Raw genomic sequence first — 24,756 nt, forward strand, 5'->3', positions numbered from 1 at the left:
TTTTTGGAGAGTAGGTATCTATCGTCAAAAATTACTAGAATTACTCTCTATAGGCACCAAAGTGGAGTTGTACGACATATAGATAGAAGGAATAAGGAGCAAAATAAGGAGGTTCGTTATGCAATTACGAGAATCTATTCCGGATCTTTCAGGTGCAACAAATTGGCTTCATCAGGAAATTAGAAAAGAAGAATTAGAACATGGTCTTCCCGTTCTTATACATTTTTGGTCTGTGAGCTGTGATTCCTGTAAGAGGAATATTCCAGTTTTAAACTCTGTTACGGAAGCCCATAAGGGGAAAATTCAAGTCATCGCGGTTCATATGCCACGTTCCGAGAAGGATAAAGATCTTAAGCAAGTTGTCCAACAAGCCCAAAAATATAATATCGCACAACCAATTGCAATCGATGACCAATATTCTTTAGCCCATTCTTTTTCTGTTCGGACAGTGCCTGCTTATTTTTTGTTCGATGGGCAAGGGCAACTGAGATATAAACAGACTAGTGGCTCTGCAAGGTTACTAAAAAAGCGCATTGAGCGATTTGTTGATTAAGCTTCATAGCTGTTGTGAAGTCACTTCAACAGAGTAGCCAATACGATTAGCTTTTATAAAGGCATCAAGGAAGCACTTATCTATAGGGTAAGTGCTTTCTTGATGTCTTTTTATATCCTTTTGTCTACGATGAATTTCTGTTTAACACTACATAAGAAGTAAAAATAACCTAACTTGAAAAATAATTTAAAAAATTAAGCAAAAGCAGTAGATATTTATTTCGGAACCCGTTATATTAGTAATTACGGAAATAAACATCCTGAGGGAGGGAACAACTTGAATACGTTTAAAAAGTTAAAGCAGTTTTATTGGCCGTATAAGAAATACTTCATTCTATCTCTAGTATTTCTTGTCTTTGTAACGGCAATTACTGTAGTTTATCCAATTATACTGCAACAAACCATCGACAATGTTGTCTATGGGGATCAATACTCTCTGATTCCATACATTGCAGGAATCTTTATCCTTTTAATGATTGTTAAAGGTTTTGCGACCTATTTTCATCAGTATTTGGGAGATTTATTTGGAATAGTATCTGTTTATAAACTTAGAAATGCATTGTATGGGAAGTTACAGACATTATCATTTAAATACTATGATAATGCTAAAACAGGTGACATCATGTCGAGAATGACAGCAGATGTGGAAGGTTTTCGTTTTTTTCTTTCCGCGGGCTTTGCAGAATTAATCCGGATTGTATTATTAATCGGACTTAGTTTAGCCGTTATGTTTTACTATTCCATTCCACTAGCACTGGTAACAATGGCAGCGATGCCTTTTCTAATTATTGTCGTATTTAAGTTCGATAAACGGGTTCACCCTGCATTTAGAAAGATTAGAAAGTCCTTTGGAAACCTTAACACCAGAGTTCAGGAAAATATTAGTGGCATGAATACAGTGAAATCATTATCACGAGAGGACTTCGAGATTGGGCGATTCTCCAAAAATAACGATAACTACCGACAGAATTACTTAAAGACGTCGTACATTTGGGCAAAGTATTTTCCATTAATGGAATTCATAGGGGACGTATGTGCTGTAGCTTTACTGACCTTTGGAGGATATCTTGTTATTTCAGGAAGCCTAGCTCCTGGTGAACTTGTCGCATTCTTCAGTTTGGTTTGGTATATTATGGGACCATTGATGAACCTAGGGTTTGTCGTAAATCAGTTTTCTCAAGCCAAAGCCTCTGGAGAAAGACTACTTGAAATTCTAGATGCTAAAGAAGATATTGTAGAAAAAGAAGATGCTCTTCAAACGGATATTAAAGGCCATGTTACGTTTAAAGATGTAACACTTACCTATATAGAGGATGATGATGCAGCACTAAAAAACATCTCATTTGATGCACCTCCTGGTAAAGTTATTGGATTGATTGGGGCTACGGGGTCAGGTAAAACAAGTATTACGCAATTGATTACCCGTTTTTACGAAGCGGAACAAGGTGATGTACTAATTGATGGTCGTCCAGTAGTTGATTATGAACTTAAAAAACTGAGGAGCAGCATTGGTTTTGTCTTACAGGAACCTTTCTTATTCTCAACGTCAATTAGGGAAAATATTGCATATGGAAATCCCAATGTGACAGATGAGCAAGTGATTGATGCTGCTAAACGTGCGCAAGCTCATGATTTTATTATGGAAATGCCGAAAGGATACGATACGATGCTAGGAGAGAGGGGGATGGGACTCTCAGGTGGCCAGAAACAACGTATTGCCATTGCTCGTGCTATTTGTGTGGATCCAAGCATCCTCGTCCTAGATGACGCTACCTCAGCAGTGGATATGGAGACAGAATTTAAAATACAAAAGGCCCTTAAGGAAGTAATGAAGGGAAGGACTTCTTTCATTATTGCGCACAGGATATCTTCTCTAAAGCATGCGGATGAAATATTAGTACTTGAAGATGGAAAAGTCGTGGAACGAGGCGTACACGAGGAGTTAGTTTCAAATAACGGAACATATCAACGTATATATGATATTCAATACCAGGACCGGGAAGCAATTCTGGGAACCGTACAAATATAAAGGGGGGATTCGATGGCGAATACTAGTAACGCTAAAGATAAAGACAGACATCTAACGCGATTTCACTATACGGTTGATCAGGCAATTGAAAAGCAATTTAACTGGACACAGATGATGCGTTTGCTCGTCTATCTGAAACCATATTCGAAAAATTATTTACCTGCGGCGATCATTGCCATGATGATATCTACCGCAGTTAGACTAACTGTACCAATTTTAATTGGTAAGGTTGCGATTGATATTGCCATAAAAAACAAGGATACTACAATGTTAACTTATCTCGTGGTTGGCATCGGCCTTCTTTATTTATTAAGCTTTGTAGGAAACACTTTCCGAATTAAGTGGGTAAATATTCTCGGTCAAAATGTTATTTATGACCTTAGACAACATTTGTTTTCTCATGTGCAACGTTTATCACATCGCTTTTTTGATTCGCGATCAGCGGGATCAATTCTTGTAAGAATTATGAATGATATCAATTCATTACAGGAATTATTTACAAATGGAATCATTAACCTGCTAATGGATGTTGTAACATTAATCGGCATTATCGTTATCTTATTTGTATTAAGTCCAAAGCTCGCACTTGCTATCATGGTTATATTGCCGATCATGTTCTATATTTCTACAAAACTGCGGAGAAACATTCGCCGCTCATGGCAAGAAGTGCGCATTCAGCAATCCAGGATGAACTCGCATTTAAATGAGGGCCTCCAAGGCATGCGAATTACACAATCTTTTTCACAAGAAAAGGAGAATGGGGAATATTTTAATGGTGTGAACCATGGTTTCTTTGAAAGTTTTCGTGGTGCTTCAAAGAAGAGTGCGATGTTTAGACCACTCGTTGAGATGTGTAATGCAGTTGGTACAGTTATATTAATTGCTTACGGAGCACATCTTATATTACTCGGTGAAGCGAATGGCGGCATAGAACTAGGAACGTTTGTAGCCTTTGCCTTTTTCCTCGGTATGTTCTGGGAACCAATCTCACGTCTCGGGCAAATGTATAATCAACTTTTAATGGCAATGGCGGCCTCGGAAAGGATTTTTGAGTTTCTTGATGAAAAGCCAAACGTCGACGAAAAGGAAAATTCTTATAACATTGAAGAAATGAAGGGGCATATAGAATTCGATAAAGTGGAATTCTCTTACGAAGAAGGTAGAATTGCTCTCCATGAAATATCCCTTGATATCAAGCAAGGCCAAACAATTGCTCTTGTGGGACATACAGGGAGTGGGAAATCGACTATTGCTAACTTAATCAGTAGATTCTACGACCCTACTAAAGGGGTGGTAAAGATTGATGGGCATGATTTACGAGACGTTAAAATTAATAGCCTTCGTCAAAAAATCAGTGTTGTTTTACAGGATACCTTTATTTTTTCGGGCACTATAATGGAAAATATCCGTTTCGGTAATCCTAACGCAACGGATGAGGAAGTTATGGAAGCAGCTAAAGTAGTTGGAGCAGATGATTTCATTCAGCGGTTAGGAGAAGGATATGGTACCGAAGTTGAAGAAAGAGGAAGTATCTTATCAGCAGGGGAGAGACAATTACTTTCCTTTGCTAGAGCACTTCTAGCGGACCCAACTATCCTCATTTTAGACGAAGCGACAGCAAGTATAGATACTGAAACAGAAGTGAAAATACAAAAGGCGTTAAATAGGTTGCTTAAGGGTAGAACCGCAATTATTATTGCGCACCGACTATCTACAATTAGAGAATCGGATAATATCTTTGTACTTGAAAATGGTAAAGTGCTCGAAAATGGGAACCATGAGGAATTGATGGCTAAGCGTGGAGAGTACTTTGGATTGGTGAAATCTCAGTTCCAAATGCTTGATGCAATGTAAAATTGGAAGGGGCAACTCGAAAAGAGGTTGCTCCTTTTTCGATTCATCATGTATGATAGCTATATCGACAAAGTTGAGTGATGGAGGAAAAATAATGAAACGTGATTATGCAGTAATCGGATTAGGAAGATTTGGGGGAAGTATTTGCCGTGAATTAAGCATGGAAGGAATGGAAGTACTGGTAATTGATAATGATGAAGATAAAATCAATGAATATAAAAATATAGCCTCTCATGCGGTAATCGCAGATGCTACGGATGAAGCTTCATTAAAAGAGTTAGGTATTAAAAATATTGACCATGTTATTGTAGCTATTGGAGATAATATCCAGGCAAGTATTTTGACTACTGTTATTCTTACTGATCTAGGCATTAAGAAAATTACAGTGAAAGCACAAAATGATTATCATGAAAAAATCCTCAACAAAATTGGGGCAGACAATGTTGTTCACCCAGAACGAGACATGGGGAAACGAATCGCCCATAATATAATCTCCAATAATATACTTGATTATTTGGAGCTTTCAGATGATCATAGTATTGTAGAGGTGAAAGCTGGTGAGAAAATGGTTGGCAAGACGTTGATTGATCTAGATATTCGTGCGAACTATGGCTGTAACGTTGTAGCGATTAAGCAAGGGAAGGACATTAATGTGTCTCCTGCTGCCGAGGATGTTCTTGTAGAAGAGGACGTGCTAATTGTAATAGGTTCAGACAAGGATATTTCTCGTTTTGAGAAAAATCTTGTTATCGAAGATTAAGTTAGATTAATTTCGCTGACTATTTATATGAAAAAGCCCGGGAACAATTCCCGGGCTTTTCGCATATTAATTAAACTTCCATTATAATCGGTAGAACCATTGGTCTACGTTTTGTCTTTTCATAAAGGAATGGTGCAATGGTATCTGTAATTTCATTTTTAATTTCAGACCACTGTGTTGTTCTACGTTCCATTACTTTATTCAAATGATTGGAGACAAGTTTCTGCGCTTCATTGATAAGGTCTTCTGATTCTCTCATATAAACGAATCCACGTGAAATAATATCAGGACCTGCAGAGATCTTAAACTCCTTCATATTAATACTAACAACAACGATTACCAAACCTTCCTCAGAAAGGATGCGACGATCACGTAATACAATGTTTCCAATGTCGCCAATTCCGCTTCCATCTACGTAAACAGATCCTGAAGGTATTTTACCTGCAATAATAGCATTATCCTTACCTAGTGCAAGTACATCTCCATTATCCATTACAAAGGAATTATCTTGATCCACAGCACATAATTCTGCCAACTTGGTGTGTTCCTTTAACATACGGTACTCACCATGGATTGGCATAAAGTATTTTGGCTGAATTAATCTTAGCATCAGTTTTTGTTCTTCTTGACTACCATGACCTGAGGTATGGATGTTGCTTAGTTTCCCATGAATTACATCTGCTCCGGCACGGTAAAGTTTATTAATCGTTCTACCAACACTTACTGTATTTCCAGGGATTGGTGAAGAAGAGAATACAACAGTGTCACCAGGAATGATTTGAATTTGCCTGTGTGTACCATTCGCAATACGTGAGAGGGCAGCCATAGGCTCACCTTGTGACCCGGTACATAAAATCGTAACTTCATTTGCAGGAAGTCGGTTTATTTGATTCGCTTCAATAAACGTATCTTTGGGCGCTTGAATATAGCCTAACTCCTGCCCGAGATTAATTGCCGATTCCATGCTACGGCCAAAAACAGCAACTTTACGGTTGTGCTTAACTGCCGCTTCTACAACTTGTTGGAGACGGTAGATATTAGAAGCGAATGTAGCAAATATTAATCTGCCATCCACTCTACTGAAAATATCATGAATGTTAGCCCCGACTACCTTTTCTGACATCGTAAAACCAGGTACTTCACTATTAGTACTATCAGAAAGTAAGCAAAGTACGCCTTCTTTGCCTATTTCTGCCATTCTGGAAAGGTTTGCAGGTTCCCCGACAGGTGTGAAATCAAATTTAAAATCACCAGTGTGTACAATATTTCCCGGAGGTGTCTTAACGACTACTCCATAGGAATCAGGGATACTGTGTGTTGTACGGAAAAAGCTTACAGATGTTTTACGGAATTTTATAACATCATCTTCTTGAATTGGGTTTAATTTTGCATTTCTTAATAGTCCATGTTCATCCAGTTTATTTCTGATTAATCCAAGTGCAAGTTTCCCTGCATAAATCGGCACGTTAATTTCACGGAGAAGATATGGTATTCCACCAATATGGTCTTCATGTCCGTGTGTAATGATTAATCCTTTAATTTTATCTTGGTTTTGCACAAGGTACGTGTAATCAGGAATAACATAGTCAATACCTAATAGTTCATCTTCTGGGAATTTAATTCCAGCATCAATTAAAATAATCTCATCCTGGAATTGTACACCATAGGTATTCTTTCCGATTTCACCTAATCCGCCAAGTGCAAAAACTGCTGCTTGGTCATTCTTAACAAATTTCATGTGTTAAGCGTTCTCCAATTTAAAGGTTTCAGATTGTTTTTCATATTCTAAATGTGCCTCGTCTAGAACATGGATGTATTCAATGTTGAATTTTTTCTCATTTAAACTGGAACGAACTTCTCGGACAGAGTCCGCTTCTACATATGCACACTTTGTGCGTTCTCGAACTGGAATCTCATTCTTTAATTCTTGGTATAATACTTTATAAATCAATCTCATCTCTCCTTACATGATCTTTCTTCATGATTTTTTATTTTATTTGTATTTCTGATTGCCTGATAGCCGATAAAAGCTATCATTCCGTAAATATGACAATCAGAGGCATCTGTTATTTCCGTAGCATTCATATTAGATATTGTACCTTTTTACACTGTGATTGGGAAACCTCAATGGTAGTCTTTTTTACAAGTTGTAGGTACACGTCCTTGGCCTAAAAAGTCTTTCCAGCGTTTCTTGAGCTTTTCTTTCAGGCGTTTTAACACACGAATGCAGCTCCTTTCGAATATTAAGAAAAGCAACAAAAACGTTCTACCGATCCAATCCCTCTTAGTTATAGTATAGTACGAGTTGAGGAATATTGAAATAAAAATACGTTATTTGTTGGAAAAATATTTATTATTTCACTTGGAATTGCTTGCTAGCATGATATATTCTATTTTTCACCTATCGCACTTTCTTATACATATACCGGAGTATTTTCATCATTAAATGGCCCTTATTTTGTATCATTTATTTAAAAAAGCCGAACCATTGATAAAGTTCGGCTTTTTCGCTCGTATCTAGTTTTGGGTCATTCAGTCAATTGCTTTTGCGTTGTCTGGTGCCGAAAATGGGTTCTTGCTGTTTATTCGGTCATAGAACATAATTCCGTTTAGATGATCAATCTCATGCTGGAATACGATTGCTGCATATCCTTTAAGTCTAAGCTTCAATGGATTATTGTCCATATCAGTTGCTTTTACTGTAATTCTTGCATGACGGATCACATATCCTTCAACGGTCCTATCCACGGAAAGACAACCTTCACCTGAAGACAGATATGCATCTTCAACAGAATGGCTAACAATTTTCGGGTTTACTAGACCGTAACTATATAGTTTGCCATTAAAGTCTTCAAAGTGAATAGCAACAAGACGCTTATTAATCCCCAGTTGTGGTGCGGCTAACCCAACCCCAGCTCGTAGATCATACTTTCTTGCTATTTCATCATCTTGGCTATTTCTTAAAAAGGTCAGCATCTCTTCAAGCAACTCCCGTTCTTCTTGCTGAAGAGGAGTTTTTACTTCTTCCGCTGACGTTTCCAAAGAAGGATGTCCTTCACGGACGATATCTTTCATTGTAATCATATTTGGTCACTCCTGCCTGCAAATTTAATTTGAAAATAGGTTTAAGTCAGGTTTTTTTTGCCAGTATGCCAATAGAAACTATCGTAATATGGTTGTTCATAATTAACGAGATAATTCATGCTAAACTTAACATACCATCTAACCTATATAACTTTCGTGCTTTATTTTATCATAACTTGTAACATTTGATCATAATGTTTGACTGGATCACTCTTTTTCAAAGTTTTTCACCAGAGATTTCACATGTTTTATGTTATACTTGGGGGCATACATCAAGATTGAGAGGGGAATAAGCCGATGCCATTTAAAAAAGCATCTATATTATTACTATTAGGCTTGCTTGCCATCATATCTGCCTGTAGCAGCGAATCGACTGAAGAGCAAATTCACGGACATTTAGAAGAGGCTGTAGCCCAGGAAAAAGGATTTGAGGAGCAACAGAGCAACATTACGGAACTTGAACGTCAGGAACAAGACCTATACAGTCAGATTATTGAACTGGGAACAGATGAGATGGATAAGATTAAAGAGCTTTCTGAAAAGGCCACGGAGGTCGTGACAGAAAGAGAGGAAGCACTTGAAGCTGAGAAAGATAGCATCAATTCTGCAAAAGAGGAATTCCAAAAAACAGAGGACTTGATCGCAGAAATCGAGGATGAGCAGTTAAAGGAAACGGCAGAAAATATGTATTCTACCATGATGGACCGTTTTACGGCATATGAAAAACTTTACCAAGTATATGCTACTGCCATTCAACAAGAGAAAGATTTGTATGGAATGTTGCAAGATGAAAGTACGGAACAGGAAGAACTTACAGATCACATCAACACTATAAATGAGAGTTATGAACAAGTCTTAAGTGCAAACGAATCATTTAATGAAAGCACAGCTTCTTATAATGATTTAAAGAAAGAGTTTTATTCTCAGGCAGAAATAGAAGTAGAGTATGAAGACGCTGAGTCCAAAAATGAAGACCAAGGACAAGAAGAGCAAGATCAAAGTGAATCTGAATAATATCATATCATTATAAAGAAGGACTGATTTTATCAGTTCTTTTTTTTATGTGTTAGAAAATGAAAAAATTGCTTGCTGGATGCTGGTTTGTGCAATTCTCAAGGGTAGGTATATTTAGTGAATGGAAGTCAAGATGAGTTGAGTTTCCGTTATCACAAATAATTTAACCTAACCACTACGTTTTTAAACAGACTCTATGTCTTTGCTTTACACCTGTTCAAGTAGATATTAATACAGATTTCGTTCTGAAATATAACAGTTTCTATTTATGGATTTGTATTACTTAATGGTGGGATTCGCTTATATGGGAAGGGTCGAGAAGGTTTCTTCAAAAGCTATCCTTTTTTCAGTATTGCCTTGGAGAATACTCAGCTTGCTAAGCAAAACAAAGTGTTTGACCAAATAGACATTTTAGGCTAGTATTTAATTATAATAATTATTGTACTAATAAATGTCATGGCCCAACTGTAACAGTTTGAAAGATAAATTAAACATAAGATTATAAGAAAATGAAAAAGGGTACAAGATTATTAGTTAATTTGTACAGTTTTTTTATGTTTTGGGTAGGCTAGTAAGGACAATATTATTTAAAAAGGATATAAGAAAGGAAGAGGTGAACTATTTTGAAACACGTACTTGAAAGTGTTGAAAGTCAGTTCGAAATGTTCCAGATTCTTAATGAAGATGGAAAGATTGTCAACAAAGATGATATGCCTGATCTATCAGATGAGGAATTAAAAGAATTAATGCGCAGAATGGTTTACACACGCATACTTGACCAACGTTCTATTGCACTAAATCGTCAAGGACGCCTTGGTTTCTATGCTCCAACTGCAGGACAAGAAGCTTCGCAGCTTGGAAGTCAATTTGCGCTTGAAAAAGATGATTTCATTCTTCCAGGGTACCGTGATGTACCTCAATTAATCTGGCAAGGTCTTCCGCTATACCAGGCATTTTTATTTTCCAGAGGTCATTTCCATGGTAACCAAATGCCAGAAGGCGTTAATGCATTAAGCCCTCAAATTATAATCGGAGCACAGTACGTTCAAACCGCTGGAGTAGCACTTGGTATTAAAAAACGCGGTAGAAAAGCTGTTGCTGTAACATACACTGGTGATGGTGGTACTTCTCAAGGTGATTTCTATGAAGGAATTAACTTTGCAGGAGCTTACAAAGCACCAGCGCTTTTCTTTGTGCAAAATAACTATTTTGCGATTTCTGTACCAGTTGAAAAACAAACAAATGCTAAAACACTTGCTCAAAAAGCTGTTGCAGCTGGAATTGAAGGAATTCAGGTTGACGGGATGGATGTGCTAGCTGTTTATGCTGTTACTAAACATTCTCGTGATCGTGCGATCAATGGTGAAGGTCCAACGTTAATTGAAACATTAACTTACCGTTATGGACCACATACAATGGCTGGTGATGATCCAACTCGTTACCGTACTGAAGATCTAGATAATGAGTGGGAGAAAAAAGATCCACTTGTACGCTTCCGTACATTCCTTGAAGAGAAGGGTATCTGGTCTGAAGAGGAAGAAAACAAAGTAATTGAAGAAGCAAAAAATGAAATTAAACAAGCTATTAAAAAAGCAGATGAATATCCTAAACAAAAAGTGACGGACTTCATTGAAAATATGTTTGAAGAACTTCCACACAATTTGCAGGAGCAAATGGAAGAATACAAAGAAAAGGAGTCGAAGTAAATCATGGCACAAATGACAATGATTCAAGCAATCACTGATGCAATGCGTACAGAACTTAAAAACGACGAGAATGTGCTTGTATTTGGTGAAGATGTTGGTCAAAATGGTGGTGTGTTCCGTGCCACTGAAGGGTTGCAGGATGAGTTCGGAGAAGAACGTGTATTTGACACCCCACTAGCTGAGTCAGGTATCGGTGGATTAGCTGTAGGTCTTGCGCTTGAAGGCTTCCGTCCAGTACCAGAGATCCAGTTCTTCGGCTTCGTATATGAAGTAATGGATTCAATTAGTGGACAGCTTGCTCGTATGCGTTACCGTTCAGGCGGACACCATACTGCACCTGTAACAATTCGTTCACCATTTGGTGGCGGTGTACACACACCAGAATTGCATGCCGATTCTTTAGAAGGTCTAATCGCCCAACAACCAGGGATTAAAGTGGTTATTCCATCTAATCCATACGATGCGAAAGGTCTACTAATTTCAGCAATTCGTGATAACGACCCTGTATTGTTCCTAGAGCATATGAAACTATATCGTTCTTTCCGTGAAGAAGTTCCGGAAGAGGAATATACAGTAGAGATTGGTAAAGCAGAAGTGAAACGTGAAGGAACAGATGTTACACTAATTTCTTACGGAGCAATGGTACATGCTTCTCTTAAAGCAGCTGAAGAACTTGAAAAAGATGGCGTTTCTGCAGAAGTAATTGATTTGAGAACTGTTTCTCCAATCGATATTGATACAATCATCGAATCCGTTAAGAAAACAAATCACGTAGTAGTAGTACAGGAAGCACAACGCCAAGCTGGTGTGAGTGCTAATGTAGTAGCTGAAATACAGGAAAGAGCAATTCTACATCTTGAAGCTCCTGTATTGCGTGTTACAGCGCCAGATACAGTATACTCCTTCTCAGCAGCAGAAGAAGTTTGGTTACCTAACCATAATGACATCGTAGAAAAAGTAAACACTGTATTGAATTTCTAAATAAGTGAACAGGAGGTAGTTATAATGGCATATGATTTCAAATTGCCGGATATCGGTGAAGGTATTCACGAAGGTGAAATAGTTAAATGGTTTGTTAGTGTAGATGACGAAGTAAAAGAAGATGATGTGCTTTGTGAAGTACAGAACGATAAAGCAGTTGTAGAAATACCTTCTCCTGTAGAAGGTAAAGTAACAAAACTTCATGTTGAAGAAGGAACTGTAGCTGTAGTTGGCGATAAACTAATTACATTTGATGCAGAAGGCTATGAATCTTCTGATGATGAGGAATCAGCTGAAGAAGAAGCGCCAAAAGAAGAGAAAAAAGAAACTGCTAAATCAGATGAGAAAGAGGAAAGCAGTGACAAACGTATTATTGCCATGCCTTCAGTAAGAAAGCATGCGCGTGATAATGACGTTAATATTACAGAAGTAACAGGTTCTGGGAAAAACGGTCGCGTTCTAAAAGAGGATATTGATCAATATCTAAATGGTGATCAGCCGTCTGCTCAATCTGAGGCTCCAGCTGCTTCTGAAAAAGCAGAAAAACCTGCAACACAGGCAGCACCAGAGGGTGAATACCCAGAAACTCGTGAAGCAATGAGCGGTATTCGTAAGTCAATTGCAAAAGCGATGGTTAATTCCAAAACAAAAGCACCTCATGTTACACTAATGGATGAGGTTGACGTTACAGAACTTGTTGCACATCGTAAGAAATTCAAAGCTGTTGCAGCAGAGCAAGAAATTAAATTAACTTATTTACCATATGTTGCAAAAGCGCTTGTTTCAGCATCTAAGAAGTTCCCTATCTTGAACTCTTATATAGATGAGAACACAAACGAGATTGTACAGAAGCATTATTACAACATCGGTATTGCGGCAGACACAGAAAAAGGCTTGTTAGTACCAGTTGTGAAGAATGCTGACCGTAAGTCAATCTTCGCCATTTCACAAGAAATTAATGAACTTGGTGCAAAAGCTCGTAATGGTAAACTTGCTCCTGATGAAATGAAAGGTGCTTCTAATACAATTTCTAATATTGGTTCAGCTGGTGGACAATGGTTCACTCCAGTTCTAAACTATCCAGAAGCGATTATTCTTGGAATTGGTCGTATTGCTGAAAAACCAGTAGTAAAAGATGGAGAAATTGTTGTTGCACCTGTACTTGCATTATCATTAAGCTTTGACCATCGTATTGTTGATGGAGCAACAGCACAGTTGGCTCTAAATCAAATCAAACGATTGCTAAGCGATCCACAATTAATTATGATGGAGGCGTAAATTATGGTAGTAGGAGATTTCCCGATTGAACTAGACACACTAGTAGTTGGAGCAGGACCTGGTGGCTATGTAGCTGCCATCCGTGCTGCTCAGCTAGGCCAAAAAGTTACCATAGTAGATAAAGGAGCTCTTGGTGGAGTTTGCTTAAACGTTGGATGTATTCCTTCGAAGGCTCTAATCCAAGCTGGACATCTTACAGAGCATGCTCATGGTACCGAAGAACTTGGTATTAAAACAGAGAACGTAACGGTTGATTTTTCAAAAGTTCAAGAATGGAAGGGCAGTGTAGTAAACAAGCTGACTTCTGGTGTTGAAGGACTTTTAAAAGGAAACAAAGTAGACATTCTTAATGGTGAAGTGTATTTCGTTGACAAAAATACAGCTAAAGTAATGGATGAGAAAAACTCTCAAACATATACATTCAATAACTGTATTATTGCAACTGGTTCAACACCAATTGAAATTCCTAGCTTCAAATTCTCTGATCGTGTACTGGATTCTACTGGTGCACTAAATCTTAAAGAGATTCCTAAGAAAATGGTAGTAATTGGTGGAGGTTACATTGGTACTGAATTAGGTACTGCTTATGCTAACTTCGGTACTGAAGTTACAGTCCTAGAAGGAACAAAAGATATTCTTGGTGGATTTGAAAAACAAATGACGCAAGTAGTTAAAAAACGCTTGAAAAAGAAAAATGTTTCTATCATCACGGAGGCTATGGCTAAAGGTGTAGAAGAAACAAAAGATGGCGTAACTATTTCTTATGAAGTGAATGGTAAAGAAGAGAAAATCGATGCAGATTACGTACTCGTAACTGTAGGACGTCGCCCTAATACGCAGGAGCTTGGTCTTGAGCAAGTGGGTATTGAAATGGACGACCGTGGCCTTGTGCAAATTGATAAGCAATGCCGTACAAATGTTGAAAATATTTATGCGATTGGTGATATCGTTCCAGGTATGCCGCTTGCCCATAAAGCGTCTTACGAAGGAAAAATTGCTGCAGAAGCTATCAGTGGAGAAAAAGCTGAAATCGATTATATCGGAATGCCAGCTGTTGTATTCTCTGATCCAGAATTAGCTTCAGTTGGTCTAACTGAACAAGAAGCAAAAGATGCGGGCTATAAAGTTAAAGCTGCTAAGTTCCCATTTGCAGCAAATGGCCGTGCGCTTTCACTAAATGATAGTGATGGCTTCATGAAGCTTATTACAAGAGAAGAAGATGGACTTGTAATCGGAGCACAAATAGCTGGTCCGAATGCAAGTGACATGATTGCTGAAGTTGGCCTAGCAATTGAAGCAGGAATGACTGCCGAAGATATTGCACTAACTATTCATGCACATCCAAGCTTAGGTGAAATAACTATGGAAGCTGCAGAGCTTGCAATGGGAACACCAATTCATATGATGAAATAATAAGGATCTTGCGTAGACACTACGTAGGCTAAAAAGAGGGCTGCCTCAGAAGTCGATATACGGCTTCTGAGGCAGCCTTTTTATTATTATGGCTTCTAGTATATTCATCCCCTTGTATAGCTCTCAATTAGCCGATAATGGCTGTTTATTGCGATAGTAACTGATCAGTTAGAGCAGCTAGCCTTAGAAGAAACCTGGTGAAACTATCATCTCTGTGAAGCTATACTACCATTTCCAGTCATGATGCTTGTTTAACCCCAAATAAAAGCCGAATGGCGATTCGAAGCTTATGTGGGTATTCCCAACAGGTTTCGATACCATTCGGCTATATATTGCTTATAAGGTGAGATTAACAGCTAGTTACTAGTATAAAAGAAGAGGGAAGAAGTTTCTTTATCCCGGTGCAACCGGCCGTATGACTCCCACTTCAAAACATGAAGCGAAACAGTGATGTTTAATTGGGAGTAAACGGTCGATAACAACCCGATTCGTTCCACTAACAATCAGTGGGGGAAGAACGAAAATCCCCACTGATTGCAGTTTCACTTTATCTCTTCTTAGTAAAGTCAATATCCTTTGCTTCCGCTCTAAATGACTTGATTAAGGAGGCTACAACCAAGATCATGATTATTGAGAAAGGAAAGGCTGCTATAATGGAAGCAGTTTGTAAGGCTTCTAGTCCACCTTGCCATAAGAGTACTGCCGCCGCACTAGACTGCAATAGACCCCATATGAACTTCACAATATTTGGTGGGTATAGGCTGCCATTTGTTGTCTGCATTCCTAATACAAATGTTGCTGAATCTGCTGATGTTATAAAGAAAGTTGTGATCAGCAAAATAGCGATGATGGTCATAACCGTGGCAAAAGGGTAATGTTGTAATACAGAGAATAATGCTGCCTCTGTACCAATAGCATTTACATCTGCTTGGATATTTGCATTTTGGAAAAACTCTAAGTTTATGGCTGATCCTCCAAAAACAGTGAACCAAAGTGCACCAAAGATAGTTGGGACTAACAGCACACCGAGAACAAACTCTCTGATAGTTCTCCCACGAGATACACGTGCAATAAACGTACCCACAAAAGGCGCCCAAGAAATCCACCATGCCCAATAGAAAATGGTCCAACCATTGATCCAAGTTGTATTGTCTTCGTTGAATGGTGTCATTCGAAAGCTCATGCTTGGAAGGTTTTGAATATAGTTACCTAATGTGTTAGTAAATAGATTTAATATATACGTTGTCGGTCCTGCGAATAACAAGAATACCATCAATAAGAAAGCTAGAATTAAGTTAGCATTACTTAAATACTTAATCCCTTTATTTAAGCCAGTCATGGCCGAAGTCATATAAAGTACTGTAACGATCCCAATTATAATTAATTGAAGCGATATAGATTGCTCCATACCAGTTAAAAAGCTTAAACCGCCGCTAATTTGGATTGCACCAAACCCTAGCGATGTTGCTACACCGAATACTGTAGCAAAGACTACGATAAAGTCGACAAGCGTTCCCCACTTTCCACGGATGCGTTCACCAAATAGTGGTTCTAAAATGGCACTTACTACCCCTGGAGATTGCTTACGGAATTTGAAATAAGCAAGGGCTAAAGCAATGGTTGCATAAATTGCCCATGGGTGGAATCCCCAATGGAAGAAGCTATACTGTAACGCCGTTTTTGCAGCATCACTTGTCTCCGCATCCCCAAATGGTGGTTCATGGAAATGTGATAATGGTTCTGCTGCACCCCAGAATACAAGTCCAATCCCCATACCTGCACTAAATAACATAGCAAACCAAGTGAGGTATCCGTATTCAGGTTTATCTCCAGGCCGTCCTAGTTTTATATTTCCATATTTTGAAAAGATTAAATAGATAGCGAAGATGAGAAAGCCTGTTGCGGTGAGTAGATAGAACCAACCAAAAGTCTCGACAAGGTAACTTTGGATAATACTTGTTATATTGTCGAGATTTGCAGTGGGTAGCATACTTTGTGGAATAATTCCCCATATTATAAATAATACTGTGACAATTGCGGATATCCAAAAAACATTCGATACTTTTTTCATATTTTCCCCTCTCTTATATTTTTTTAAATAATAATTATGTAGGCACACAATTAAGTATTAAAACACATTCCTTAATATCCTTCAAACCTAAACATAATATTCCCTAAAAGAAAAATTATAGTCGACTTTACGTTATACCCTTTAACTGGGGGATGAAACACAAAATAACCGGAAAGAGAAAAGAATTGTAATGGCCTGATTTAATACTTTATAATAGAGTAATCAAAATAGTTCAGCAGGAGGGTACATAATGCGACATATTATAATAGGAATTTTATTCGTTTCTTTTCTTTTTTTAGCGGCTTGTAACGATAGTCAAGAAACCAGTAATGAATCTGGAAATGGGGACCAAGAGGAGAATAGTAAGCAAGAGCAGGAAGGTAACAATCAAGAAGACAATAGTAAAGAGGAAGAGGATACAGAGGATGAGTCAACCGCGAAAACAGAAGAGCAGGAAGAAATAGTAAAGGAACCAATTTATAAAGTAGATTCCGAGACATCTTCTATCGTCCCGCTTGACGATAGCGGAGATACAAATGAGAAAGTAGTTTTATTAACAATTGATGATGTACCAGATAAAAATGCAATTAAAATGGCAGAAACCTTAAAGGAGCATAATGCTAGTGCCATCTTTTTTGTGAATGGTCACTTTATTGAGACGGAGGAAGGCGCAGAAAAATTGAAAAAAATTCACGAGATGGGTTTTCCTATTGGGAACCATACTTATAGCCATCCTGACCTTTCCACTTTGTCAGAAGAGGAACAGACAGAGGAAATTGTTAGTGTAAGTGATCGAATTGAGGAGATCGTTGGAGAACGTCCTACCTTTTTCCGTGCCCCTCATGGGATAAACACTGATCATTCTCAAATGGTAGTCAAAGAGGAAGGGATGACTCAAATGAATTGGACATATGGGTATGATTATTTCAAACCGTATGAGGATGTGGAGAAAATAAAGCAGGCCATGATTTCTGGAGAGGGACCGGAAGCTGGTGTCGACTATTCTCTGTTAAAACCAGGTGCAAATCTGCTCATGCATGATAGAGATTGGACGTCTGAAGCATTAGGGGATATTATCGAAGGACTTCGTGACAAAGGCTATGAAATGGTAGATCCAGACTTAATCCAAACAGAAAAGAATACAAATTAAACATTTAGCAGGTTACCAGAAAGGTTGGTAACCTGTATTTATATTTTTTGAAAATTGCCCAACTTGAGGAAATGAATTTATTGTCCTTTCAGGAGAAAAAGATACAAATCTAAATATTCTTATTAGTTAAATCTTTTAATTATTACATACTAATTAGGCTTGATAAATTAATTGTGACATATTATAATTAAATTGTTACACAACATTTAATTGGAGAGGGAGCTGATCCTATGGGTACAATTATTTGTCAGGATTGTCAGGAGATTATTGAACACTTTGAAGGGGAAAAAGTAACAACACTGTATGGCACATGCCAAGGATGTAACGCAGAATAAAAAGAAAGCGCATACTTATTTAAGGATTGCTTATTAAATAATACAGACCCGCATACTAATGTATGCGGGTTTTTTTAATTAAATGCTTTGTATTCTTTTATCACTCGGATAGTCTCAAGTGTTTCATCTTGTAGCCCTTGAACAGGTAAACCGGCATCGATATTTTTCCATATATAGGCAATATTCTCATCGGTAATAATTTCTCCAGGGATAAAAATAGGTATGCCTGGTGGGTACACCATAATAGATTCAGCACTTATTCTGCCAGCAGCCTCTGAAAATGGAATAAGTTCGGTTTCAGAATAAAAAGCATCGCGTGGTGCTAAAGCTAATAATGGAATGTCCGGAATCGTAACCTTGACTTCGTTTTTTGAAGATAAAGGAAGCATCGATTTTTCTAATTCTTGAAGCGCTGAAATTAACTTTTCTATCGTCTGTTCGGAGTCTCCGGGTGTAATAATACATAGAACATTATATAGATCTGATAGTTCTACCTCTATATTATGAGTCTTCCTTAGCCATACCTCCGCATCATACCCTGTGATTCCAAGATCCTTCACAGAGATAATTAATTTGGTTGGGTCAAAACTGAACGCTGCTTCCGTACCTAGAATTTCTTTCCCTGTACAATATATATATTGCAGTTCATTAATAGACTTTCTAGCCTTATTTGCCATACCGATGGCTCGATTGATCTGCGAATGACCCATTGTGGCTAATTGCTTTCTTGCTGTATCGAGAGATGCCATTAATAGGTAGGAAGTGGACGTTGTTGTTAACATAGAAAGTATTGTCTGGACACGTTCATGGGAAATTCGATTCCCTTGTAAATTAAGTACAGAACTCTGCGTTAATGAGCCACCTAATTTATGCACACTTGTGGCTGCAATATCAGCCCCAGCCTGCATCGCAGAAAGCGGAAGGCTCTGATGGAAGTGGATGTGGACTCCATGTGCTTCATCCACTAGCACAGGTATTTCGTAATAATGAGCAATTTCTACAATGGACTCTAGGTCTGCTGCAACACCGAAGTACGTAGGATTAATTACGAGAACTGCTTTTGCATCTGGATGTGCTTCCAGCGCATGTTTTACTGCTCGCGGTGTAATACCATGAGAAATACCGAGTATAGGGTCTAATTCAGGGTGAATGAAAACAGGTACAGCGCCAGAAAATATAATTGCTGACGTCACAGATTTATGAACATTCCTGGGAACAATTATTTTATCCCCTGGACTGCACACGCTCATAACCATAGTCATAATGGCCCCACTAGTCCCTTGAACAGAAAAGAAGGTATAGTCAGCGCCAAATGCATCTGCTGCTAACTCTTGCGCTTCTTTTATAATACTGTTTGGATGATGAAGGTCATCAAGTGGTTCTATATTAATTAAATCCATTTTGAAGGCATTATCACCAAGAAAGGAGCGAAAAGCTGGCTCCGCTGCGTTACCTTGCTTGTGGCCAGGAATATGGAATTGTGTTGGATGTTTCTCAATATGTTCTAATAACCCAGTAAATAGTGGGGTTCTTGTCTGATCTTTCACAGGGGTGCACCTCATTTTAAAATAAAATAGCTAACGTATTATAGCAAATTTACCTGTTAAATACTAGCTTCGTTTTCTTTCACAGTGCCATGTAAGTAATGGTAGTATAAAAAGTATATAAGGAAAGGGGATGGGGGAAGTGAAATGGCAAACAAGGGTAACCTCATTATTGGGGATAAAGTATCCAATTATCCAAGGCGGACTGGCCTATCTTGCCTATGCGGATCTTGCTGCAGCTGTATCTAATGCCGGTGGTCTTGGGCAAATAACTGCAATGAGTTTATCCGATGAAAATCGCCTTCGTGAAGAAATACAAAAAGTTAGGAGTCTAACTGATAAGCCTTTTGGTGTAAATCTTGCTATAGGACAACATGGGCGAGCCTATGAACACATGTTAAATGTTGTTTTAGAAGAAAAAGTACCTGTACTTAGTGTTACGGGAGGTAATCCCAAAGACATACTTAACAAGGCGAAAGGGGAGAATATTAAGACACTCGTTCTAGTTGCAGCTAAAAGACAAGCAGTGAAGGCAGAAGAACTTGGAGCAGACGTAGTTATGGTCGTAGGACAGGAAGGCGGGGGGCATCTGGGGCGGGGAGACGTAGGTACCATGGTGCTAACTCCATATGTAAGGGAGCATGTTTCCATCCCGGTTGTTGCATCTGGTGGAATAGTGGATGGCAAGGGAATGATGGCGGCAATGGCGCTCGGGGCTGAAGGTATTGAAATGGGAACAAGGTTTATTGCCACAACAGAGTGTGTGGATGCACATATGGCTTATAAACAAGCGATACTTCATGCGGATGAGCAGTCGACAGTTGTGATTAAACGTTCTCTTGGTGCGCCTGCCAGGGCATTACGAAATCCTTGGACAGAACAAATAATAGAAGCAGAAGAACGAGGACAGGGCTATCCTGCATTAAAGGAGCTAATTAGTGGGCAGGCAAATCAAAGGTATGCTATTGGTGGAGATGAGAAAAATGGGTTTGGCTGGGCAGGTCAAGGGGCAGCAAGAATTGATAAAGTACTCTCAGCAGAAGAGGTTATCCAATCCACTATAAGAGAAGCAGAAGAAATAAGAATTAAATGGCGATAAGGAGAGGATCGAATGAACTATCAATACCCACTAGATGAGACGTGGAGTAAACAGGAAATAATTGATGTAGTTAATTTTTTCTCATTAATGGAAAAAGCGTATGAAAGTAAAGTTAATAGGCAAAACGTCCTTGCTGTATACAGTAGATTGAAAGAAATTATTCCATCAAAAAGTGAGGAAAAGAAAGTATTTGATGCATTTGAAAAGGAGTCAGGCTACTCGAGTTACAAAGTTGTGAAGAAGGCAAGAGAAACGAATGAAGAACTCTTCTCGATGAAATAAACAATTTCACTTTTTTTCGTCCATCAGAAAAACCTTGCGGAGCACGAAATTGTGGTCTGCAAGGTTTTTGCTAGGCTTCATTGGCTAACTAGCGTTGTTTAAGTGCGAACTGATAAAAAGGCAGTAAGGACTTAAAGGTGTCCTTAGCTGTGTTGATAAAAGAATCCCCATTTGTCACACGAGAGTCTGTTGGGGAAAGATGTCTGCCAATAAGAAATTCTGCTTTTTTGACGTCACGAAAACGGTGAACATCTTTAATTTCTAAAGCTTGTAATGGAATTGATTGTTTTTTCATATGATCTAAGGATACAACGAAATCATCTGGTAGAGCTTTTAACTCCTCATAGTGATCTGTAAAAGCTTGGGCAATTTGCTGTTTATGGTCTAGTTCATATATTAAAGCAAGCCAGATGAAGACATGGTCATCAAACAGACCAATCTGGAAATGTGGATGCTTTTTATATCCCCGTTTATTATCAGCGATAGCCAACCATGTATCATGTGGTGGGTTTACTGTTCTTCTTGCATGCTTAGCAATATGTAAGAACATCTCGTTTTGTGTTTCTGCTGCTAGGTAATCTGTTAACAAACTGCCGACCTCTTGAAACTTTGGTTGAATTCTGTCTTGAATCGCAGCCATTCTTTCCTCTAAACCTTCTATATTAAAGGTGTTAAAATCCTCACTTGCAAACCCTTGGAACGACATAAAAATCCTCCTTATTTCTTTCATCTATGATGGATAATAAAAGTATAGATTATAATAATTATTATTAAGTAAAAGTCTAAACAAGTCAAGTTTTCTAAACCGAGCTGTTTATTACCATTACATATGTTTAAAACAAGCATATTATGGGGAAAGTTATCAAGTAAATAGCTGATTTTCAGAAAATTATTGAACCAAACACAAGGCTGACTCATAAATATATTAAAAGTGATCTGAAAGGTTGTGGAAGAAGTGAAATATGTAATGGAGGCCTTACGTCGTAAAGAAGCGCAGGAAAAGCTCCCTGTAATCCGCATGGAAATTGATTACGAATTAGTATCACTTTATGATGCACTACAAGCAGAGGACACGGTGGAAGTAATTAAGGCTAAGGAAAAACTTGAACAATTAAGAAAGCAATTAATCCAAATAGAAAACGATGAAGACGTTAGTTAATCCCAAAGTGAGATATTTCCGTTTCTAATGACGCACTCTTCTTAATTTGATACTATTAGTATATAGTTTAAAATTGAGTGGAGGTAGCCCAATGAACGCAAATGTACGCGAAACGTTATTTCGACAAGCAAAAGAATGGGTGTTGGAAGCAGGAAGCACCATTCGAACTAAAATAAACGACCCATTGACAATTGATACAAAATCAAATCCAAATGATTTAGTAACCACGATGGATAAAGACACGGAAGCGTTTTTTGCAGGTAAAATAAGAGAAACCTTTCCTGAACATTTTATTTTAAGTGAAGAAGGGTTTGGCGATGAACTCTCCACAATGGATGGCACTATATGGATCATTGACCCAATTGATGGCACAATGAATTTCGTCCATCAGAAGAGAAATTTTGCAATTTCAATTGGTATTTATCACGATGGAATTGGAGAAATTGGCTTGATTTACGATGTTATGGGTGATGTATTATACAGTGCACAACGAACAAAAGGGGCATACAAAAACGGCCAAGAAATTCCGGCATTAAAGACAGATATTCCTTTAAAAGAGGCAATTCTTAGCCTCAATCATTTCTGGTTATGTGAGAATCGCCTGGTTAATGAAAAAGAAATGCAAAGGTTAGTCAAAACAGTCCGCGGGACACGTACATATGGATCTGCGGCACTGGAATTTGCGTATACTGCAGAAGGAATAATTGATGGCTATTTAACAATGAGTCTTGCTCCGTGGGATATTGCCGCAGGTATGGTGATTTTGGAAGAAGTCGGTGGGGTAACCACTACCGCTGATGGAAAGCCTGTTAATATGCTAACAAAAAATTCCGTCTTCACAAGCAATCGATGTGTACAAAAAGAGATTCTCAACGATTTCTTAATAAAAGGAAAAAAGTGATGTCCAACTAGGGATATCACTTTTTTCTTCGTTTTAGAGATATTCCAAATCCCATAAGTGCAAAACCTAATAAGATGAATAACACAATAAGCCAAACATTTCTTAAAGCAATCGCCACGCCGCATCCTACAAACATGAGGATCACAAGACAGGCAAGTAATAACATAGGAAAATTAACCGTTTTCATAACTCCACCTCTATTCTATCCTCCAATAGTATAAACGATAAAAGTATTTGTTTCAAAACCTATTTGGATAACTTTTCTCCACATTGGCATGTATGGATAGGATCTTGTATGATAGAATAGATTTGATAAATGCTATTTTACGGGATTAACGGGGGATTTAGAAATGGAGACAAGCTTCAGTATATTATTTGATACGTACATAGAATATTTTGGTGCAGATCATATTTACTTTACATTTTACTTGTTAAACTTAATTTTTAGTGCGATTGCATTCAAACTTGGATTTGCTAGGAAATTACCACTCCTACAAACGATTTTTGTCTATCTTATGCTTGCGGTTGGGGTTTACGTATTAACGATCTTTAGTATTCTAAAATTGCCCATTACGGAAAGCCTTATCGTTGTATCACTAGTGCTGGGTATTTACCGATATCGGTTACATCGCGAGCGAAATGCATGAAAAAGAATAAAAAGCCAAACGGAGTCGAATTGTAATGACAAGACTCGTCCGTTTGGCTTTTATTTTTGGTTTCCTATTCAATGTTGTTTAGCAACGCTGTTTTAGTAAGAAAAGTATTAGCATTTTTCTAATACTGGTTACTTAGATGAAATCATCTGATCGCTGTTTTTCTTCGTTTAATCTAAATTGCCCAGTTGCAAGTCGTTTCTTTGTGTTATTGCCAATCCTTTCGTGACAGGGGGCGCATAGATACATATGGATACGGCGGTTTCTTAGCCTTTTGGCTTGAAGCGAATTATCTTCTATATCTTCTACCTGATCACATATAGCGCATTTTACCTGCATGTATATCACCTCTAACTTAAAGTCATGATGCATTTCCTTATAGTATAACATATTCCGACAATTACGAAGAAGAATAGGGAGGATGTTTTGTATAATACTAAGTAGGGAAAACGGTATGTAGAAATAAAAACGTAGAGGTGATTTTATGAAAAAGCGTACCATGCTATCGACTGCAGGAGCTGTTGGTGCAATTAGTTTAACTGCGAGTTATTTTCTTAAGGATAAGTCTAACAGGGAAAAGTTAAAACAAGGTGTACGTAAAGTTCCTGGAAAACTAGGAATGGGAAGTAATGATGAAACATTTGAAGATGCTGGAGCTCCAGACCAATCTGGTAATAAAGATTTAGCACAATTTGAAAATGCAAAAATGGTTTCTGAAGGATCACAATTTGGAGTCCAATACTACAATGAGCATAAAAACAACAACGAGATAGAAAATCAGCAAAAATAATGCTGAAACAAAAGAGTTTTGGTAAAGCAAACGCCGGGCGATTATTCGAATCATCTAGGATGGTATTCGATTTCGTCCGGCGTTTTTCATATCAACCAGGC

The 24,756-nt window shown here is 38.1% G+C and carries 25 protein-coding genes; 17 read left to right on the forward strand and 8 right to left on the reverse strand.

The features are described 5' to 3' along the window. The first annotated feature begins 118 nt into the window (after positions 1-118). From K3T81_RS14910 to K3T81_RS14925, 4 genes are all read left to right on the forward strand, one after another. Positions 119-553, forward strand: a complete 435-nt coding sequence (locus K3T81_RS14910) for a TlpA family protein disulfide reductase (protein ID WP_238020821.1) — start codon at positions 119-121, stop codon at positions 551-553. Positions 554-829: 276 nt separating this feature from the next. Beyond that, a complete protein-coding gene (locus K3T81_RS14915; RefSeq protein ID WP_106896529.1) occupies positions 830-2,581 on the forward strand; it encodes an ABC transporter ATP-binding protein in 1,752 nt (583 codons plus the stop codon). Between the two features lie 12 nt (positions 2,582-2,593). Continuing rightward, complete coding sequence (locus tag K3T81_RS14920; protein WP_238020822.1) at positions 2,594-4,435, forward strand: ABC transporter ATP-binding protein; 1,842 nt, start codon at positions 2,594-2,596, stop codon at positions 4,433-4,435. Positions 4,436-4,529: 94 nt separating this feature from the next. Beyond that, positions 4,530-5,195: a potassium channel family protein gene (locus K3T81_RS14925; RefSeq protein ID WP_036573381.1), complete on the forward strand. Its 666-nt coding sequence runs from the start codon at positions 4,530-4,532 to the stop codon at positions 5,193-5,195. A gap of 70 nt (positions 5,196-5,265) precedes the next feature. Here K3T81_RS14925 and rnjA read toward each other — a convergent pair whose 3' ends face one another. The 3 genes from rnjA to def all read right to left on the reverse strand — a co-directional run bounded on the left by rnjA (position 5,266) and on the right by def (position 8,279). After that, positions 5,266-6,933: a ribonuclease J1 gene (gene rnjA, locus K3T81_RS14930; RefSeq protein ID WP_106896531.1), complete on the reverse strand. Its 1,668-nt coding sequence runs from the start codon at positions 6,931-6,933 to the stop codon at positions 5,266-5,268. 3 nt (positions 6,934-6,936) lie between these two features. Next, a complete protein-coding gene (locus K3T81_RS14935; RefSeq protein WP_106896532.1) occupies positions 6,937-7,146 on the reverse strand; it encodes a DNA-dependent RNA polymerase subunit epsilon in 210 nt (69 codons plus the stop codon). Positions 7,147-7,727: 581 nt separating this feature from the next. Continuing rightward, a complete protein-coding gene (gene def / locus K3T81_RS14940; protein WP_106896533.1) occupies positions 7,728-8,279 on the reverse strand; it encodes a peptide deformylase in 552 nt (183 codons plus the stop codon). 297 nt (positions 8,280-8,576) lie between these two features. On the opposite strand from def, the gene K3T81_RS14945 reads away from it, so the two are divergent. From K3T81_RS14945 to lpdA, 5 genes are all read left to right on the forward strand, one after another. Then, the gene (locus K3T81_RS14945; RefSeq protein ID WP_238020823.1) at positions 8,577-9,293 is read left to right on the forward strand and encodes a YkyA family protein; all 717 of its coding nucleotides are present in this window, start codon (positions 8,577-8,579) and stop codon (positions 9,291-9,293) included. A 662-nt stretch (positions 9,294-9,955) separates the two neighbouring features. Beyond that, positions 9,956-10,999: a pyruvate dehydrogenase (acetyl-transferring) E1 component subunit alpha gene (pdhA, locus tag K3T81_RS14950; protein ID WP_234368495.1), complete on the forward strand. Its 1,044-nt coding sequence runs from the start codon at positions 9,956-9,958 to the stop codon at positions 10,997-10,999. A gap of 3 nt (positions 11,000-11,002) precedes the next feature. Next, positions 11,003-11,980 (forward strand): alpha-ketoacid dehydrogenase subunit beta, encoded by a 978-nt coding sequence (locus K3T81_RS14955; RefSeq protein WP_238020824.1) that lies wholly within the window; start codon positions 11,003-11,005, stop codon positions 11,978-11,980. Positions 11,981-12,004: 24 nt separating this feature from the next. After that, positions 12,005-13,258 (forward strand): dihydrolipoamide acetyltransferase family protein, encoded by a 1,254-nt coding sequence (locus K3T81_RS14960; RefSeq protein WP_238020825.1) that lies wholly within the window; start codon positions 12,005-12,007, stop codon positions 13,256-13,258. A 3-nt stretch (positions 13,259-13,261) separates the two neighbouring features. Then, the gene (gene lpdA / locus K3T81_RS14965; RefSeq protein ID WP_036573366.1) at positions 13,262-14,671 is read left to right on the forward strand and encodes a dihydrolipoyl dehydrogenase; all 1,410 of its coding nucleotides are present in this window, start codon (positions 13,262-13,264) and stop codon (positions 14,669-14,671) included. Positions 14,672-15,218: 547 nt separating this feature from the next. Here the strand turns inward: lpdA and K3T81_RS14970 are convergent. Beyond that, a complete protein-coding gene (locus tag K3T81_RS14970) occupies positions 15,219-16,742 on the reverse strand; it encodes a glycine betaine uptake BCCT transporter (protein ID WP_238020826.1) in 1,524 nt (507 codons plus the stop codon). Between the two features lie 250 nt (positions 16,743-16,992). Here K3T81_RS14970 and K3T81_RS14975 point away from each other — a divergent pair, with 250 nt between their 5' ends. Together K3T81_RS14975 and K3T81_RS14980 are read left to right on the forward strand one after the other, a co-directional pair. Further along, positions 16,993-17,892 carry a polysaccharide deacetylase family protein gene (locus K3T81_RS14975; protein ID WP_238020827.1) on the forward strand — a complete coding sequence of 300 codons (900 nt, stop codon included), beginning with the start codon at positions 16,993-16,995 and terminating at the stop codon, positions 17,890-17,892. A 230-nt stretch (positions 17,893-18,122) separates the two neighbouring features. Further along, positions 18,123-18,227 carry a GapA-binding peptide SR1P gene (locus tag K3T81_RS14980; RefSeq protein ID WP_081779346.1) on the forward strand — a complete coding sequence of 35 codons (105 nt, stop codon included), beginning with the start codon at positions 18,123-18,125 and terminating at the stop codon, positions 18,225-18,227. A 74-nt stretch (positions 18,228-18,301) separates the two neighbouring features. Here the strand turns inward: K3T81_RS14980 and K3T81_RS14985 are convergent, their stop codons facing one another. Then, on the reverse strand, positions 18,302-19,774 hold the full coding sequence (locus K3T81_RS14985; protein WP_234368476.1) for an aminotransferase class I/II-fold pyridoxal phosphate-dependent enzyme: 1,473 nt from the start codon (positions 19,772-19,774) through the stop codon (positions 18,302-18,304). Between the two features lie 139 nt (positions 19,775-19,913). Here K3T81_RS14985 and K3T81_RS14990 point away from each other — a divergent pair, with 139 nt between their 5' ends. After that, positions 19,914-20,870 (forward strand): NAD(P)H-dependent flavin oxidoreductase, encoded by a 957-nt coding sequence (locus K3T81_RS14990; protein ID WP_238020829.1) that lies wholly within the window; start codon positions 19,914-19,916, stop codon positions 20,868-20,870. Positions 20,871-20,882: 12 nt separating this feature from the next. Then, positions 20,883-21,152, forward strand: coding sequence for a UPF0223 family protein (locus K3T81_RS14995; RefSeq protein ID WP_106896541.1), 270 nt, complete (start codon positions 20,883-20,885; stop codon positions 21,150-21,152). Positions 21,153-21,240: 88 nt separating this feature from the next. Here the strand turns inward: K3T81_RS14995 and K3T81_RS15000 are convergent, their stop codons facing one another. Continuing rightward, a complete protein-coding gene (locus K3T81_RS15000; protein ID WP_106896542.1) occupies positions 21,241-21,858 on the reverse strand; it encodes a YktB family protein in 618 nt (205 codons plus the stop codon). Between the two features lie 249 nt (positions 21,859-22,107). Between K3T81_RS15000 and K3T81_RS15005 the strand changes: the two genes are divergently transcribed. Beyond that, entirely contained in the window at positions 22,108-22,311 is a 204-nt protein-coding gene (locus tag K3T81_RS15005) for a hypothetical protein (protein WP_106896543.1), read from the forward strand. A 91-nt stretch (positions 22,312-22,402) separates the two neighbouring features. Continuing rightward, positions 22,403-23,212, forward strand: a complete 810-nt coding sequence (locus K3T81_RS15010) for an inositol monophosphatase family protein (protein ID WP_238020830.1) — start codon at positions 22,403-22,405, stop codon at positions 23,210-23,212. A gap of 16 nt (positions 23,213-23,228) precedes the next feature. On the opposite strand, the gene K3T81_RS15015 is transcribed toward K3T81_RS15010, so the two are convergent. Continuing rightward, positions 23,229-23,399: a DUF5325 family protein gene (locus K3T81_RS15015; RefSeq protein ID WP_159033242.1), complete on the reverse strand. Its 171-nt coding sequence runs from the start codon at positions 23,397-23,399 to the stop codon at positions 23,229-23,231. Between the two features lie 163 nt (positions 23,400-23,562). Between K3T81_RS15015 and K3T81_RS15020 the strand changes: the two genes are divergently transcribed. Then, entirely contained in the window at positions 23,563-23,859 is a 297-nt protein-coding gene (locus K3T81_RS15020; protein WP_106896545.1) for a YlaH-like family protein, read from the forward strand. Positions 23,860-24,000: 141 nt separating this feature from the next. Here K3T81_RS15020 and K3T81_RS15025 read toward each other — a convergent pair whose 3' ends face one another. Further along, a complete protein-coding gene (locus K3T81_RS15025; protein ID WP_036573340.1) occupies positions 24,001-24,204 on the reverse strand; it encodes a YlaI family protein in 204 nt (67 codons plus the stop codon). 145 nt (positions 24,205-24,349) lie between these two features. Between K3T81_RS15025 and K3T81_RS15030 the strand changes: the two genes are divergently transcribed. After that, a complete protein-coding gene (locus tag K3T81_RS15030) occupies positions 24,350-24,655 on the forward strand; it encodes a hypothetical protein (protein WP_106896546.1) in 306 nt (101 codons plus the stop codon). Positions 24,656-24,756: the final 101 nt, after the last annotated feature.

Origin of the sequence: Oceanobacillus jordanicus (assembly GCF_022095695.1) — a bacterium.
Taxonomy (GTDB): domain Bacteria; phylum Bacillota; class Bacilli; order Bacillales; family Amphibacillaceae; genus Oceanobacillus_B; species Oceanobacillus_B jordanicus.